General features: G+C 39.0%; 11 protein-coding genes, 1 tRNA gene and 1 pseudogene. All 13 read right to left on the reverse strand.

The window, feature by feature from the left end; translation table 11 throughout:
• Positions 1-991: 991 nt before the first annotated feature.
• On the reverse strand, positions 992-2383 hold the full coding sequence (locus tag ACFIKI_RS03335; protein WP_375665666.1) for an L-serine ammonia-lyase: 1392 nt from the start codon (positions 2381-2383) through the stop codon (positions 992-994).
• 343 nt (positions 2384-2726) lie between these two features.
• Positions 2727-3416: a nitroreductase gene (locus tag ACFIKI_RS03340; RefSeq protein ID WP_375665680.1), complete on the reverse strand. Its 690-nt coding sequence runs from the start codon at positions 3414-3416 to the stop codon at positions 2727-2729.
• Positions 3417-3720: 304 nt separating this feature from the next.
• The gene (locus tag ACFIKI_RS03345; protein WP_375665667.1) at positions 3721-3939 is read right to left on the reverse strand and encodes a hypothetical protein; all 219 of its coding nucleotides are present in this window, start codon (positions 3937-3939) and stop codon (positions 3721-3723) included.
• A gap of 606 nt (positions 3940-4545) precedes the next feature.
• On the reverse strand, positions 4546-8757 hold the full coding sequence (gene rpoC, locus ACFIKI_RS03350; protein WP_375665668.1) for a DNA-directed RNA polymerase subunit beta': 4212 nt from the start codon (positions 8755-8757) through the stop codon (positions 4546-4548).
• A 172-nt stretch (positions 8758-8929) separates the two neighbouring features.
• Complete coding sequence (rpoB, locus tag ACFIKI_RS03355) at positions 8930-13078, reverse strand: DNA-directed RNA polymerase subunit beta (RefSeq protein ID WP_375665669.1); 4149 nt, start codon at positions 13076-13078, stop codon at positions 8930-8932.
• Positions 13079-13368: 290 nt separating this feature from the next.
• Positions 13369-13740 carry a 50S ribosomal protein L7/L12 gene (gene rplL, locus ACFIKI_RS03360; RefSeq protein WP_012755028.1) on the reverse strand — a complete coding sequence of 124 codons (372 nt, stop codon included), beginning with the start codon at positions 13738-13740 and terminating at the stop codon, positions 13369-13371.
• Between the two features lie 101 nt (positions 13741-13841).
• Entirely contained in the window at positions 13842-14360 is a 519-nt protein-coding gene (gene rplJ / locus ACFIKI_RS03365) for a 50S ribosomal protein L10 (RefSeq protein ID WP_375632757.1), read from the reverse strand.
• 358 nt (positions 14361-14718) lie between these two features.
• A complete protein-coding gene (gene rplA / locus ACFIKI_RS03370; protein ID WP_375665671.1) occupies positions 14719-15423 on the reverse strand; it encodes a 50S ribosomal protein L1 in 705 nt (234 codons plus the stop codon).
• Between the two features lie 4 nt (positions 15424-15427).
• The gene (rplK, locus tag ACFIKI_RS03375; protein ID WP_375616770.1) at positions 15428-15856 is read right to left on the reverse strand and encodes a 50S ribosomal protein L11; all 429 of its coding nucleotides are present in this window, start codon (positions 15854-15856) and stop codon (positions 15428-15430) included.
• A gap of 149 nt (positions 15857-16005) precedes the next feature.
• Complete coding sequence (nusG, locus tag ACFIKI_RS03380) at positions 16006-16536, reverse strand: transcription termination/antitermination protein NusG (RefSeq protein WP_375665681.1); 531 nt, start codon at positions 16534-16536, stop codon at positions 16006-16008.
• 20 nt (positions 16537-16556) lie between these two features.
• On the reverse strand, positions 16557-16769 hold the full coding sequence (gene secE, locus ACFIKI_RS03385) for a preprotein translocase subunit SecE (RefSeq protein ID WP_375665672.1): 213 nt from the start codon (positions 16767-16769) through the stop codon (positions 16557-16559).
• Positions 16770-16972: 203 nt separating this feature from the next.
• Positions 16973-17048: transfer RNA gene (locus tag ACFIKI_RS03390), tRNA-Trp, on the reverse strand.
• A gap of 47 nt (positions 17049-17095) precedes the next feature.
• Positions 17096-17171 (reverse strand): annotated as a pseudogene (locus tag ACFIKI_RS03395) (elongation factor Tu); the annotation flags it as partial.

Below are 17171 nucleotides of genomic sequence, written 5' to 3' on the forward strand. Positions count from 1 at the left end.
ATCAAACCATTTTTTAGGACACAAAAAATACCAAATATTTTTTACATTTTGATTTAATATCAAAAATTATCCTTGATATTTTTCCATAAAAAAATGAGAATAGGTTCATTAAATGAAAGCTTATCACTTTAGAGATTATTGTAAAAATTCAATAAAGAAAATTCCCCTTAAATAACGCATCAATTCATCCTACAACATAAACGCTATACAAATTTCCTAAGCTTTTTGAACTCCAATACGCAAAGCAATTTTAAAATACAAATACTATCGATGAAAAAAACATAAAAAAGCCTTTTATAAAGAGCCTTAAGTCCCAAGAGTTTTTGTCTATAATATTGAGAGCTGACAAAAGAATGATAGTGCTCGTTTTGCTCCCTTTATAAATAAAGATGTTCATGCTCGATAGATTTTATATCATTCATAGAAACTTTACATTATACTATTTATATGTACCATTGTGAAATAGATTTCAGATTAAGAAATGTTTCTTTTCAAGATATTTTTTTTCATCATACCAGATGTCCAAAAGATCTTCACTTCTAAAAAATTAAAATCTTTAAAACTCTCTCGTACCTCATCATAATCATTTAGATTTAAAACAAATTTTCCTTGAATACTCAGATATAATCTTCCATTACTTAAAAGATATTGCTATGTAAGCTTTTAAAGTTCTCATAAAACCTAGTAAAAAATAATGGCAAATTGATCATTAATTTTTCCTGACGCTCGTTTATTTTTTCCAAAGTAGACTTGCTTTTCCATTTCAGAGACAAATCAAACATATATAGGTAATACTCTTTCTCCAACCTTGCACGCAAATACTATGACTCGTTAAGAAAGCACTGAACTTGTCTTAAATTTATCTCAAGTATGCTGCTGAATTAAATTTGAATTTTGATTTATAAGGAACAAAAGAACACAAGCTTATCAGAAAAATAATACGATTCCTCTCCAAATAATCCAGTTATGGATTGAAAAAATGTTCCAGCTCTTAACAAGATATCGCATTAACTGCGAGTCCACCTTTACTTGTTTCCTTATAGCGTTCACTCATATCATGACCAGTCTGGCGCATTGTTTCTATACAAGCATCAAGAGAAACAAAGTGATTTCCATTACCATATAATGCAAGAGAAGAAGCCGTTACCGCTTTAACAGCCCCCATTGCATTACGCTCAATACAAGGAACTTGTACAAGACCTGCAACAGGATCACACGTCATTCCCAAATGATGTTCAAGCGCAATTTCTGCTGCATTTTCAATTTGAGCCGGTGTTCCACCTAATGCCGCAGTCAACCCTGCTGCAGCCATTGAAGATGCCGTTCCAACTTCACCTTGACATCCAACTTCTGCACCGGAAATAGAGGCATTATGTTTGATAACACCGCCAATAGCTGCTGCTGTTAATAGAAAATTATGTATTCCCTCTCGATCTGAGCCATCATTAAACTGAAGATAGTAACGCAAAACAGCTGGGACAACACCAGCTGCGCCATTTGTTGGTGCTGTAACAACACGACCACCTGCTGCATTTTCCTCATTGACTGCTATAGCATATACCGAAAGCCAATCATTTGCCCAAAATGGATAATTGCAATTTTTCTTTTGATTTTCCAAAAGCGTTTCATGTAGCTTTTTAGCACGCCTTGGAACACGCAACCCACCAGGCAACTCACCCTCTTGTGAAAGACCTCTATCAATGCAATTTGTCATAGCTGAAAAAATTTCATCAAGCCCTGCATCAAGAGAAGAACGCTTTATCTTTGTTTCTTCATTTAAGCGCTTCATTTCAGCAATTGAAAGTCCTGATTTTTCTGCCATTGCTAACATTGTACGAGCAGAATCAAATGGATATGGCACCTCAGACACTCCTGGTTCTATATTACCATTCATGTGTCTTAATTCATCCTCAGTTACAACAAAGCCACCACCAATAGAATAATAAATCTGCCGCAAAAGAACATTCCCATCAGTATCAAGCCCTTCAAATGCGAGTCCATTCGTATGTCCAGGGAGGATTTCATTTCGTTCAAAAATAAGATCACGTTGCACATCAAACTGATAAACGGGATGGTCTTCTGGTTGTACCCTTTTTTCACGTATAACTTTTTCTAACAAGAAGCCCATGTTATCAGGATCAACAGTAGAAGCTTTTTCTCCTAAAAGTCCTAATATGATAGCCCTATCTGTCGCATGCCCAATACCTGTGAAAGCTAAAGAACCATAAAGATAAACACGTATACGAGAAACTTGAATATTAAATAACTGAGAAAAATCTCGTATCCTTTGCAAAAACATATTAGCCGCTGTCATTGGCCCCATCGTATGTGAGCTAGAAGGACCAATACCAATTTTAAAAAGTTCAAAAACAGATAAAAACACGCACCACCTCAAAACTCTAGTATAGCTTGAGCATACGCCTTTCTATAACGTTTGTCCCCTTTAAAATCAAATTGTAAGATAAACTAAAAAAATGACAGCAATAAACACGAGTGTCGCTCGTCTTGCTACCACCCAACACCCTCTTTCTATAGTGCTTTCCATTAGCCCAACCTTCAAAACGGACAATGCCCCTAGAGTCATCACTCTCTTAATGCTTCAAACGTAGTAAAATAAGTGTTAATATGCAACATCATAATTCAATAAAAATGAGAAATTCTTCCCCAGCATATTTTTCATAATGCACCAAGTTCTTCAAAGCCTATGCTTAATGACATAAAATAGTTTATGGACATGCTTCAATGAAACGTACAAAGTTTTCTAACGGTTCTCGTTCTGTCTCAAAATTGTTTTCTGGAGCATTCATATCGCGATAGCCAAGTGCCATACCGCAAATAATATGGCGATCAAAAGGTACAGATAAAAGCGTACGAATCTGTTTATGATAATCAGCAAAAGCTGCTTGGGGGCAGGTATCCAATCCAAATCCACGTGCTGCTAACATAATGGTCTGCATAAACATACCCAAATCAAGCCAACTCCCCATTTCCATGTCGTGATCCATTGTAAACAAGAGTCCTACAGGTGCATCAAAAAATAAAAAATTTCGCGCTTTTTGATGAAGTATTTTTTCTTCATCTCCTTTTTGAATTCCAAGACTCTGATAAAGATCCAAACCAACTTTTCTACGCCTTGAAATATAAGGCTCACGCCACTGACGTGGATAATAATTATATTCACGCTCTCCTTTTACACCTGAAAGCACAAGTTGTGAAAGCTCTTGCCCAACTTTCTGTAATACACTTCCTGTAAGCACAATCACTTGCCATGGCTGAATATTGGTTCCAGATGGTGCACGTGCTGCAAGTTTTAAGATTTCTTTGATTGTTTCCAAACGAACTGGCTGATCAGTAAAAGCGCGAATTGACTTTCGTGACAAAATAGATTGAAAAACACTCATAGGAGAAACTGTCATTGTTTTTACTTTCTTTATGAAAAATAGTTTTTTCTTATCAAGGATAATATACTGCGAAAATACCTTTGCAGCTTTTTCAAACACTCTATTTCTTTAAATGACTGACACATTTCACGCAGTGTTAAACATTCCCCTTAGAGATAGTATAACCTATCTCTTTTAAGAGAAAGAAAATTGTCTAAAAGAAGACAAAATAAATTTTATAATCAATGACTAACTCCCAACTCCGCTAAGCTCTCAAAAAAACTCTCCTCAATTCGTTCTAAATTCTGTAGAAGATCATCAACATCATGCTGCACCTGCTTTAAATCAGCTCATTTTTATGAATTCCTGCAATTAATTTCTTAAGCTTTTTTTCATCATCAGGTGGGTTTTCAACCATTGTCAACATATCAGATATTTCAGACAACAAAAATTTAACTCTTTTAGCACACTGGATTTGTTTTAATTTATGACGATCCGTTTGAGCATAAAGCCGTGTACTCCGACACCGAAAAGAGATAAGAACCCCCCTCTTCTTCATAGCAAAGTTCGAGCTGTTATTGAAAACTCACGTGTTAATTTTCCAATTGAATAATATTCGTACATTTTATCATTCTGTCTGCATAGACCAAATTGTTATAAGAAATATGTCTATTTTTTATAAAATTTAGTGAGCACCTTAATCTCTACTTTCCTGCATTCTAATTTATAAGAAAATACATTCTTATCATACAAGCATTATATAGTAGAGAATCAATTATTTTTTAGATTATAGAAAAGACTCTTGATCTTTCATCATAAGTCCTTTTAAATTTTTATAGAAGATATCAATCAAAAATTTTCCTAAAATTTAAAATCAATCTTATTTGATTTGTAGATAATCAACTCTTTTCCTTGAATATGACTTTTGAGTTTCACATATTTTGGAAAAATTCTATACTGCTTTTAGAAATTAAGAAACTTTAAAATAAAGTAACAAAAAAGATAAGCATCATTACAAAACAATAACTACTAAAGACGTTTAAAATAACTGTCACCTTATAATTTTTGATATTTTTAAGAAAATATGTAACTTCTGCATTTCAAGATAAAAACGTCTGAACTTTCTATTCAGACGTTTTTTATATTATGTGATGTTGTATTTAAATTATTCAGCAACTGCCCCAGTTGTCATATTTGTCAACATAGCCTTAGCCACTTCGTTATTACTAGACTTACGCTGCTCATCTACAATCAAATCATCACGAACTGCAGCAATACGACGGATTTGAGAAATCGTACCACCCGTACCTGCTGGAATAAGACGACCGACAATAACGTTCTCTTTAAGTCCTTGCAAAGTATCAATTTTACCAGAAACTGCTGCTTCAGTAAGAACACGTGTTGTTTCTTGAAACGATGCCGCCGAAATGAAAGAAGGCGTTTGAAGAGAAGCTTTTGTAATTCCAAGAAGAATGGGATTACCAGATGCGGGTTTCTTCCCTTCTGCAATCAAATTATCATTGATTTCATCAAGTTCAATACGATCAACGTTATCACCTGGAATATAACCAGAATCTCCAGATTCAGTAATTTCAACTTTTTGCAACATTTGACGAACAATCACTTCAATGTGCTTGTCATTAATAAGAACCCCTTGCAAACGATAAACCTCCTGAATCTCATTAACAAGGTAAGATGCCAAAGCTTCAACACCCTTAATCGCCAAGATATCATGAGGCGCTGGATTCCCATCAAGAATATAATCCCCCTTTTCAATTTGATCGCCTTCTTGGAAGTGAAACAACTTACCTTTTGGAATCAAATATTCTACTGCCTCAAGAGTCTCATCATTTGGTTCAATAATAATACGACGTTTATTCTTATAACCACGGCCAAACCGAATTGTACCACTTACTTCAGCAATAATCGCATGATCCTTTGGACGACGTGCTTCAAAAAGCTCAGCCACACGAGGCAAACCACCTGTAATATCTTTCGTCTTGGCACTTTCCATTGGTAAACGAGCAATAACATCACCCGCCTTAACATGAGCACCAAGCTCAACAGAAAGAATAGTCTCCGCTGACATCATATAACGGGCTTCACCTCCTTTATACAATTTAGCAATGGATTCACCTTCTTTATCTGTGTGAATAATAATAGCTGGTTTAAGATCCGCACCACGTGGATTAGCGCGCCAATCAATCACCAAACGCTTCGTAATACCCGTAGATTCATCAGCTGTTTCAGTGACAGATAAACCATCAATCATATCTTCAAAACCTACATAACCTTCAACTTCCGTTAAAATTGGACGTGTATAAGGATCCCATTCTGCTATACGTTGGCCACGTTTAACCACATCACCATCATCAACAAAAATATGAGCACCATAGCTAACACGATGTACAACGCGCTCTTTTCCTAACTCATCCTTGATAAGGATAGCCATATTACGCCCCATAACAACCAAATGGCCTTCAGAGTTACGAACCACATTACGATTACGAATCTCCACCTTACCTTCATAAGATGCCTCTAAATACGATGAATCAACAACCTGCGCAGTTCCTCCTAAGTGGAAAGTACGCATAGTAAGCTGTGTTCCCGGCTCACCAATGGATTGAGCAGCAATAACACCAACGGCTTCTCCCTGATTAACAGGTGTTCCACGCGCCAAATCACGACCATAGCATTTTGCACAAACACCAAGACGTGTTTCACATGTTAAAGCAGAACGAATTTGAACAGATTGAATTCCAGCTGCTTCAATCTTCGCAACATCAGCTTCCTCAATCATTGCCCCACCTTCAAGGATAACCTCTCCAGAGACAGGATGTAGAATATCAACAAGGGCTGTACGACCAAGAATTCTTTGCCCAAGGGAGGCAACAATTTGTCCTGCATCAACAATAGGCTGCATGGTAAGTCCTTTTGCTGTACCACAATCAACTGCTGAAATAATAGCATCCTGTGCAACATCAACAAGACGCCGTGTGAGATAACCAGAGTTAGCAGTTTTTAACGCAGTATCAGCGAGTCCTTTACGTGCACCATGCGTGGAATTGAAGTATTCATTAACAGTTAGACCTTCTTTAAAATTTGAAATAATGGGGGTTTCAATAATTTCACCCGATGGTTTTGCCATTAATCCACGCATACCGGCCAATTGTCTCATCTGGTTAGCAGAACCACGTGCACCAGAGTGCGACATCATATAGATCGAATTCATTGGCCGTTGACGACCTGTTTTAGGATCAAAATCGACGGCCTGAATACGTTTCATCATTTCATCCGCAACGCGATCTGTACATTTACCCCAAGCATCTACAATCTTATTGTATTTTTCACCTTGTGTAATCAAACCATCATTATATTGCTGTTCGTACTCCTTAGCCAAAGCTTCTGTTTCTGCAACTAAACGCGACTTACTATCAGGAATAACCATATCATCCTTACCGAATGAAATTCCTGCACGACAAGCATAAGAAAAGCCAAGTTGCATAATACGATCACAAAAAATAACTGTCTCTTTTTGTCCACAATGCCGATAAACATGGTCAATCATTTTAGAAATATTCTTTTTCGTCATTTCTTGATTGACAATATCAAAGGAAATATCCGGACTTCTTGGCAAAAGCTCACCGATAATCAAACGACCAGGTGTCGTATCATAAAGTTTAGCAACTTCTTTCCCATCCTTACCGATATTCTTAACACGACCTTTAATCTTCGTATGAAGCGTTACAACCTTATTCTCTAGGGCATAATGAAGCTCACCTATATCAGAAAAAGCCATTCCCTCACCTGGTTCTTTTTCAGAAACAATCGAAAGATAGTAAAGACCAAGAACCATATCCTGTGAAGGAACAATAATTGGCGCCCCATTGGCTGGATGAAGAATATTATTGGTCGACATCATCAAAACACGGGCTTCAAGTTGAGCTTCAAGAGAAAGCGGAACATGAACCGCCATCTGATCACCATCAAAATCCGCATTAAAAGCAGTACACACCAATGGATGTAGCTGTATAGCTTTTCCCTCAATCAAGATAGGCTCAAAAGCTTGAATTCCCAAACGGTGCAATGTTGGTGCACGATTGAGCAAAACAGGATGTTCACGAATAACCTCATCCAAGATATCCCAAACTTCTGGATGTTCCTTCTCAACAAGCTTTTTTGCTTGTTTTACAGTTGAGGAATATCCCTTCGCATCAAGCCGCGCATAAATAAAAGGCTTAAATAATTCAAGAGCCATTTTTTTGGGAAGACCACATTGATGCAATTTTAATTCAGGACCTGTCACGATCACAGAACGTCCCGAGTAATCAACACGCTTTCCAAGTAAGTTTTGACGGAAACGCCCTTGCTTACCTTTTAACATATCTGAAAGAGACTTTAATGGACGTTTATTGGCTCCAGTAATCACACGCCCACGCCGTCCATTATCAAATAATGCATCAACAGCTTCTTGCACCATACGCTTTTCATTGCGCACGATAATTCCAGGAGCACGCAATTCAATCAACCGTTTCAAGCGGTTATTACGATTGATAACACGTCGATAAAGATCATTCAAATCTGATGTCGCAAAACGCCCACCATCAAGTGGAACCAACGGACGCAAATCCGGCGGAATAACCGGAATTGTTTTCATAATCATCCACTCTGGCTTATTCCCAGATTCAAGAAAATTTTCAACGATCTTAAGTCGTTTAATCAATTTTTTTTGCTTTAACTCTGAAGTTGTTTCAGCTAATTCGAGACGCAAATCATTAGCGATTTTATCTAACTCCATACCAGCTAAAAGTTCGTAAATAGCTTCAGCGCCAATCATAGCTGTAAACTGATCTTCTCCAAATTCATCAATAGCAAGCATATATTCTTCTTCAGAAAGAAGCTGATGGAGCTTAAGAGATGTCAATCCTGGTTCGGTTACAATATAATTCTCAAAATAAAGAACCCGCTCAATATCTTTTAAAGTTAAATCTAAAAGTGTAGAAATACGACCTGGTAATGATTTAAGAAACCATATATGCGCAACAGGTGCCGCAAGTTCAATATGCCCCATACGCTCACGACGTACACGCGAAAGGGTAACCTCTACACCACATTTTTCACAAATAATGCCCTTATATTTCATGCGTTTATATTTGCCACATAGACATTCATAGTCCTTAATAGGGCCAAATATACGTGCACAAAAAAGACCATCACGTTCTGGTTTAAACGTCCGATAATTAATCGTCTCAGGCTTCTTAATCTCACCATACGACCAGGACAAAATTCTCTCAGGACTCGCAATAGAAATACGAATAGAGTCAAATGTCTGCGCTGGCGCTTGAGGATTGAAAAGATTCATGACCTCGTGGTTCATGCTGTTCTCCTTCAAAGATTCTTAGAACCTGTTGTAATATCTCATTTATTTTATTACAGATCTTCTTTAAAAGATATTTACTTTTAAAAACGAACTGTATAGCCTTAATAAGGTTATTGAGCCTCTTAAAGTAATAAGAGCGCAGCCTTTTTCTAGTGCGCTCCTTGAATTATTATTCTGCCGTATCAGACAATGCCCGCTGTGCAATAAGTTCACGCGCATCATCAAGCTCCACATTAAGAGCAAGCGAGCGCATTTCTTTCACCAACACATTAAAACTTTCGGGTATCCCTGCCTCAAATGTATCATCACCACGCACAATTGCCTCATAGACTTTTGTTCGACCAGCCACATCATCTGATTTTACTGTTAGCATCTCCTGCAAAGTGTATGCAGCACCATAAGCTTCAAGTGCCCATACTTCCATTTCACCAAAACGCTGACCACCAAACTGCGCCTTACCTCCTAATGGCTGCTGCGTAACAAGTGAATAGGGACCAATAGACCGCGCATGAATCTTATCATCAACAAGGTGATGCAATTTCAACATATAAATATATCCCACCGTTACGGGACGATCAAAAGGCTCTCCAGTACGACCATCATAAAGTGTAACCTGCCCCGAACTATCTAAGCCCGCGTCTTCTAACATCATGTTAATATCAGATTCATGTGCTCCATCAAAAACAGGCGTTGCAATTGAAACCCCTTTCTTCATCTGTAATGCCAATTTGTAAAGGCTTTCATTATCATACTGACGGACTGGTTCATTATGATTATCATCAGGCATAAGATTTTCAATACGCTGACGCAGCGGCAATATATCCCCAGTCTCTTGATACAACTCTAACAAATCACCAATCTTCTTGCCCATCCCCGCGCATGCCCAACCAAGGTGCGTCTCAAGAATTTGCCCAACGTTCATACGACTAGGCACACCAAGTGGATTCAAGACGATATCAGCATGGGTTCCATCTTCAAGAAATGGCATATCTTCTATGGGAAGAATACGTGAGACAACACCCTTATTCCCGTGCCGTCCCGCCATCTTATCACCTGGTTGGATTTTGCGCTTCACAGCCACGAAAACCTTCACCATTTTCATGACACCAGGAGGCATTTCATCACCTCTTTGGACCTTTTCAACTTTATCCATAAAACGACGTTGTAATGCGTCTTTTGATTCATCATATTGCTTGCGTAAAGCTTCAATTTCATTTTGAAGCTTTACATCCTCAATAGCAAATTGCCACCACTGCGATCGTGGATATTGCCCCATTACCGTATTATCAAGCTTTTTACTACCCGAAAAACCCTTCGGACCTTCTACAGCGACTTTACCTGTTAACATATCGGTAAGACGCGCATAAACATTGCGATCAAGAATCGATTGTTCATCATCACGGTCTTTTGCTAAACGCTCAATTTCTTCACGCTCAATTGCCATCGCACGTTCATCTTTTTCCACACCATGACGATTAAAAACCCGAACTTCAACAACAGTACCAAAAGTCCCAGGAGGCATACGCATAGAAGTATCACGAACATCGGATGCTTTTTCCCCAAAAATTGCACGCAGAAGCTTTTCTTCCGGTGTCATAGGACTTTCACCCTTTGGTGTAATCTTTCCAACTAAAATATCACCCGGTTGAACTTCAGCACCAATATAAATAATGCCAGCTTCGTCAAGATTTCTTAACGCTTCTTCCGCAACATTAGGAATATCACGTGTAATTTCTTCTGGACCAAGCTTTGTATCACGTGCTGCAACTTCAAATTCTTCAATATGAATCGAGGTAAAGACATCATCGGCAACAATGCGTTCGGATAACAAAATGGAATCTTCGTAATTGTATCCATTCCAAGGCATAAAAGCCACAAGCACATTTCGCCCAAGAGCTAAATCACCAAGATCCGTAGACGGACCATCTGCAATGATATCACCTTTCTCTATCCTATCACCGACATGCACAAGAGGACGTTGATTAATACAAGTGGATTGATTAGAACGCTGAAATTTTTGTAAGCGGTAAATATCAACACCTGATTTTGAAGGATCTAAATCTTCTGTTGCACGGATAACAATACGGGTAGCATCAACCTGATCGACAATACCACCACGCTTTGCACAAACAGCAGCTCCTGAATCGCGAGCAACAATGGATTCCATTCCCGTCCCAACAAATGGCGCTTCAGCGCGCACAAGAGGAACTGCCTGACGCTGCATGTTCGATCCCATCAGCGCACGATTCGCATCATCATTTTCCAAAAATGGAATAAGCGCTGCTGCGACTGAGACCAACTGTTTGGGTGAAACATCCATCAAATCAACATGATCACGCGGCGCCATTAAAACTTCACCAGCATGACGGCAAACAACAAACTCTTCTATAAAATGGCCTTCACTATCTAACGAAGAATTAGCTTGAGCTACATAATGCTTTGCTTCTTCCATCGCTGAAAGATAAATAACTTCTTTTGTGACTTTACCATCAATAATTTTTCGATATGGGCTTTCAATAAAGCCATATTTATTAACCCGCGCAAATGTTGCTAAGGAGTTAATAAGACCAATATTCGGGCCTTCTGGTGTTTCAATCGGACAAATACGACCATAATGCGTAGGGTGTACGTCACGAACTTCAAAACCCGCACGTTCACGAGTCAAACCACCTGGACCAAGAGCAGAAAGACGGCGCTTATGGGTAATTTCCGACAATGGATTGGTTTGATCCATAAACTGTGATAATTGTGAAGATCCAAAAAACTCGCGAACTGCCGCTGCAGCAGGCTTTGCATTGATCAAATCCTGCGGCATGACTGTATCAATTTCAACCGATGACATACGCTCTTTTATCGCACGCTCCATACGAAGGAGACCAATGCGATATTGATTTTCCATCAACTCCCCAACGGAACGAACGCGACGGTTGCCAAGATTATCAATGTCATCAATTTCACCACGTCCATCACGCAATTCAACCAACATCTTAACAACAGCAAGAATATCCTCTTGGCGCAAAATGCGAACTGTGTCTGGACAATCAAGATCCATACGCAAATTCATCTTAACACGCCCGACAGCTGAAAGATCATAACGCTCTGGATCAAAAAACAATGAATGGAACATTGCTTCTGCTGTATCGATTGTTGGAGGCTCACCTGGACGCATCACCCGGTAAATATCAAATAAAGCATCCTGCCGACTTTCATTTTTATCCACCTTCAAAGTATTGCGGATGTAAGCGCCAATATTCATGTGATCAATATCAAGAATATTGACTTGATCAGCACTAACATCAAGCAGAATTTTTAATACTTTTTCATCAATTTCATCACCAGCTTCAAGGTAAATTTCACCTGTTTCGTAATTGACGATATCTTCAGCTAGATAACAACCTAATAAATCATCTTCACTAACTTTAACCGCTTTAAGTCCTTTTTCTACCAAAGCCTTCGCAGTACGAACGGTTAATTTTTTACCAGCCTCCGCAACAACTTCACCACTATCTGCATCTATAAGATCAGAAATGAGCTTCATTCCTTTAAAGCGATCAACAGAATAAGGAACTCGCCATCCTTTTCCATCACGCTCATAAGTCACTTTATCATAAAACGTCGACAGAATATCCGACGCATCCATACCTAATGCCATCAAAAGACTGGTAACAGGAATCTTGCGCCGCCGATCAATACGCGCATAAATGATATCTTTAGCATCAAACTCAATATCAAGCCAAGAGCCACGATATGGAATAACACGAGCAGCAAAAAGAAGCTTTCCTGATGAATGCGACTTCCCTTTATCATGGTCAAAAAATACACCAGGAGAACGGTGCATCTGAGAAACAATAACACGCTCCGTACCATTAACGATAAAAGTACCATTCGTCGTCATTAAAGGCATATCGCCCATATAAACGCCTTGCTCTTTAATGTCTTTGATATCTTTGGAGCCAGTATCTTCATCAACATCAAAAACAATCAAACGCAATATGACCTTTAATGGAGCAGCATAAGTTAAATCACGTTGACGGCACTCTTCAACATCAAATTTTGGTAAATCAAATTCATAACCTACAAACTCAAGCATAGCTGTACCGGAAAAATCTGAAATAGGAAAAACAGATTTAAAAACAGCTTGCAAACCTTCATCTGGTCGTCCACCTTTCGGTTCCTCAACCATGAGAAACTGATCGTATGACGCTTTTTGGACCTCAATAAGATTCGGCATTTCTGCTACTTCAGGAATCTTACCAAAAAATTTGCGTACGCGCTTACGACCATTGAATTGAGACATCATTGCGTGAGTCTGAGCCATCGTCGCTCCTTGATCTTTACTCTTCAAGGTAGACCAACCTTGAAAGCCTTATATCATTAACCTGCATATGCAGACCAGTTCACTTGACACTCAATAATGAGCATCATTAACTTTTCCCACCAGCATAAGCCATTTATCTCTTTGACTCTATGATGAAGGGAGGAGTAATCCAAAACTATTCCATTCCTGTTACGAAACCGTTTGGAAAAGTTTTTTTACTCATTCTTTTTCCTCTTTGTATTAAGAGAAAGAAAATCGGCGAACATAAATGCCCGCCGATAAAATTAAATTTACTTAAGTTCCACTTTAGCACCGGCAGCTTCAAGTTGAGACTTAATTTTCTCTGCCTCTTCTTTAGAAGCACCTTCTTTAATAGGCTTGGGTGCTCCTTCAACCAGATCTTTAGCTTCTTTAAGACCAAGTCCAGTAAGAGCACGAACTTCCTTAATAACATTAATTTTTTGTGCGCCACCTTCAACAAGAATAACATCAAATTCCGTTTTTTCTTCAGCGGCTGGAGCAGCAGCACCAGCAACAGCAGCGACAGCTACAGGAGCAGCAGCCGAAACTCCCCACTTTTCTTCAAGTAACTTAGAAAGCTCAGCGGCTTCCAAAAGGGTTAGATTAGAAAGGTCTTCTACGATCTTCTCTAGATCAGCCATTTTTAAATTCCTTCAATTAAAAGATTTGAACCATTATTAAATTTTATCCAAAAAAACAGAAAAGTATTAAAGCTCTTCCATAAACGTGAATACAAACAGCCTTAAGCCGCCTTATCCTCCTGAGCATATGCTCCAATGACACGTGCAACCTGACCAGCAGGGGCATTAACAACCTGTGCAATACGGGTCGCAGGGGTAGAAATCATCCCCACAAGTTTTGCACGCAACTCGTTTAATGAAGGCAATGAAGCCAATGACTTCACAGCATCTACAGTTAAACTTGTTGCACCCATCGAGCCGCCAAGGATGACAAATTTGTCATTGCTTTTTGCAAAATCAACAGCAACTTTCGGCGCTGTGATCGGATCTTCTGAATAAGCAATAAGCGTTTGTCCAGTAAACAAATCCACTATCGATTCAGATTCCGTGCCCTGAAGAGCGATTTTAGCAAGACGGTTTTTGGCAACTTTAACGGCCCCACCAGCTTCACCCATTTTTGAACGCAGATCATTCATCTGTGAAACTGTCAGACCGGAATAATGTGCAACAACAACAGAACCAGACTTCCGAAAAGCCTCGTTAAGCCATGTAACAAATTCGCGTTTTTCCGCTCTATTCACTGTCTCTCTCCATTTAACAGATTTGCTTAAAACAAACCTGTTGGTTACCTTTGATAACATAAAATACTTCATGTCACCGATGAGGATCCTGTCCCCTTTTTCACGCACAGCATTCAAAGGCAACCCTGGCTCAAACCCTTTAAGTCTTTTAACTCTCAGTTTTTACCCCAGTCTCATGCAGGTTTTTTTTGATTAAGATACTTAAAAGCATCACCTACAATCTCGGACAGGATATTCCGGAATTTCTCCCGGTATAACCTAAGCTCTATAAAGCTTAGATAGTTAAATGCCGATCACAATCAGCAGTTATAATACAATTTTGATATTCACATACCCCAAAACAAAATTATAAATCATCTTATACTGACTCTGAACGAACTGTTGCTGGATCAACTTTAACACCAATTCCCATAGTCGAAGAAACAGCAACACGCTTAATATACTCACCTTTTGCACCTTGCGGCTTGGCTTTAATAACTGCACTTGCAAAAGCCTTTATATTTTCTACGATTTTTTCAACGCCAAAAGAAGCCTTACCAATACCAGCATGCACAATACCCGCTTTTTCCACACGAAATTCAACAGCACCACCTTTAGAAGCCTTAACAGCACCGGCAACATCAAGTGTTACAGTACCAACTTTTGGATTTGGCATCAAACTCCGTGGACCAAGAATCTTACCAAGACGACCAACAAGAGGCATCATGTCTGGTGTTGCAATACAACGATCAAAGTCAATCGCCCCACCATTAATGCTTTCAAACAAATCCTCGGCCCCCACAATATCAGCTCCGGCCGCCTTAGCTTCCTCAGCTTTATCTCCACGGGCAAAAACGGCAACACGAATATTTCGTCCTGTTCCATTAGGCAAATGAGCAACACCTCGAACCATTTGATCAGCATGACGAGGATCAACACCCAAGTTCATTGAAATTTCAATTGTTTCATCAAACTTAGCAACTGCACGCTCCTTAACCATTGAAACGGCATCTTTTAAAGCGTAAAGCTCATTAAAATTAATATCTTTTCGGATATTCTTTATTCTTTTTGCTACTTTTGCCATAATATTAGCCCACCACTTCCAAACCCATTGAGCGAGCAGAACCTTCAACCATACGCATTGCCGCTTCAATATCATTCGCATTAAGATCTTTCATCTTCGATTCCGCAATCGAACGAATCTTATCGCGAGAAATGCTTCCTACAGAAACTTTACCAGGCTCTTTTGAACCAGATTTCAGTTTCGCTTCCTTCTTTAAAAAGAACGATACAGGAGGCGTCTTGAGAGAAAACGTGAAAGATTTATCTTGGTAATATGTAATAACAACTGGAATCGGTGCTCCCTTTTCCATTTCTTGTGTCGCTGCATTAAACGCCTTACAAAATTCCATGATATTAATACCACGTTGCCCAAGAGCTGGACCAATCGGTGGAGATGGAGTAGCAGCCCCTGCAGGAACCTGCAACTTGAGCTGACCTATACTTTTTTTTGCCATAACAATCTGCCTTCAATTTCACTGGTATACTGACAATTTATCTTGCCTATTACCCGCTGCAGTCATGTGGTCCGGATCATTAAGCCGACAAAAGCCATAAATCACCTCCCACTCCTTCCTTAAAGTAATTAAGACTACTCTAAGTTTAATTAGATTTTCTCAACTTGACCAAATTCCAAATCAACAGGCGTAGGACGCCCAAAAATGAGCACCTCAACTTTAAGACGAGAGCGCTCTTCTTCAACCTCTTGAACAATTCCATTAAACGAAACAAAAGGACCATCAGCAACGCGAACTTGCTCTCCAACCTCAAACAATACAGAGGACTTTGGAGACTCAACCCCCTCTTGAACTTGTTTAAGAATTTCCTCAACCTCTCGATTAGAAATGGGAACAGGACGCGCATCCGACCCCAAAAAACCTGTCACTTTAGGTGTATTCTTAATAAGATGATAAACTTCATCTGTTAATTCAGCACAAACAAGAACGTAACCAGGAAAAAATTTTCGCTCAGCATCAACTTTACGTCCACGACGAATCTCTACAACACGCTCTGTTGGAACAAAAATCTTTTCAAACAAATGATCAAGCCCTTTTTGCTTTGCCTCCTTATCAATAGCTTCCGCTACTTTTTTTTCAAAATTTGAATATGCCTGAACAATATACCAACGAGCTGCCACTGTCACACTTCCTTACATTCTCAACTAAAAAAATATTTCAGAAGATCAATAACCCGCCAAACACTAAAATGCATAACTTGATCCACAATAAAAAAGAAAGCCGAAGCCAACGCAGTTACCAACAAAACCATAACAGTAGAAATAACCGTTTCACGACGTGTAGGCCATTTCACTTTAACTGTCTCTGCATAAACCTGCTTCACAAAGGCAATTGGACTTGTTTTAGATGCCATCGTCACACTATACTTTCTCTAACCCTATTGTGTCTTATACAACAAAATAAATAGGAAAAAATGCAAAAACCAAATTTCAAATTTATGCAATTCCCTTACTTTCTATTCAATACCGTTTCACACACAAAAAAACAAGCCCCATATAAAAAAAAGCAAAAAAGGCAGAAAATCCACTACCTCACACCCAAAATTCTATTCCCCTTTGGCAGGGGCAGCAGGACTTGAACCCGCGACCTGCGGTTTTGGAGACCGCCGCTCTACCAACTGAGCTATACCCCTAATTCTCAAAACTGAAATACTTTCAACACCTCTTCAACAAACATTGTTTATTCAATGATCTTAGAGACGATACCGGCACCAACAGTACGACCACCTTCACGAATAGCAAAGCGAAGTTTCTCT

The sequence above is a fragment of the Bartonella sp. TT121SHDZB genome (genome assembly GCF_042193415.1).
Taxonomy (GTDB): domain Bacteria; phylum Pseudomonadota; class Alphaproteobacteria; order Rhizobiales; family Rhizobiaceae; genus Bartonella.

Coding starts and splice junctions, on each gene's coding strand:
- rpoB (WP_375665669.1), bottom strand. CDS start 13,078: ATGGCTCAGACTCACGCAATGATGTCTCAATTCAATGGTCGTAAGCGC.
- ACFIKI_RS03340 (WP_375665680.1), bottom strand. CDS start 3,416: ATGACAGTTTCTCCTATGAGTGTTTTTCAATCTATTTTGTCACGAAAG.
- rplA (WP_375665671.1), bottom strand. CDS start 15,423: ATGGCAAAAGTAGCAAAAAGAATAAAGAATATCCGAAAAGATATTAAT.
- rpoC (WP_375665668.1), bottom strand. CDS start 8,757: ATGAACCACGAGGTCATGAATCTTTTCAATCCTCAAGCGCCAGCGCAG.
- rplL (WP_012755028.1), bottom strand. CDS start 13,740: ATGGCTGATCTAGAGAAGATCGTAGAAGACCTTTCTAATCTAACCCTT.
- ACFIKI_RS03345 (WP_375665667.1), bottom strand. CDS start 3,939: ATGAAGAAGAGGGGGGTTCTTATCTCTTTTCGGTGTCGGAGTACACGG.
- rplK (WP_375616770.1), bottom strand. CDS start 15,856: ATGGCAAAAAAAAGTATAGGTCAGCTCAAGTTGCAGGTTCCTGCAGGG.
- secE (WP_375665672.1), bottom strand. CDS start 16,769: ATGGCATCTAAAACAAGTCCAATTGCCTTTGTGAAGCAGGTTTATGCA.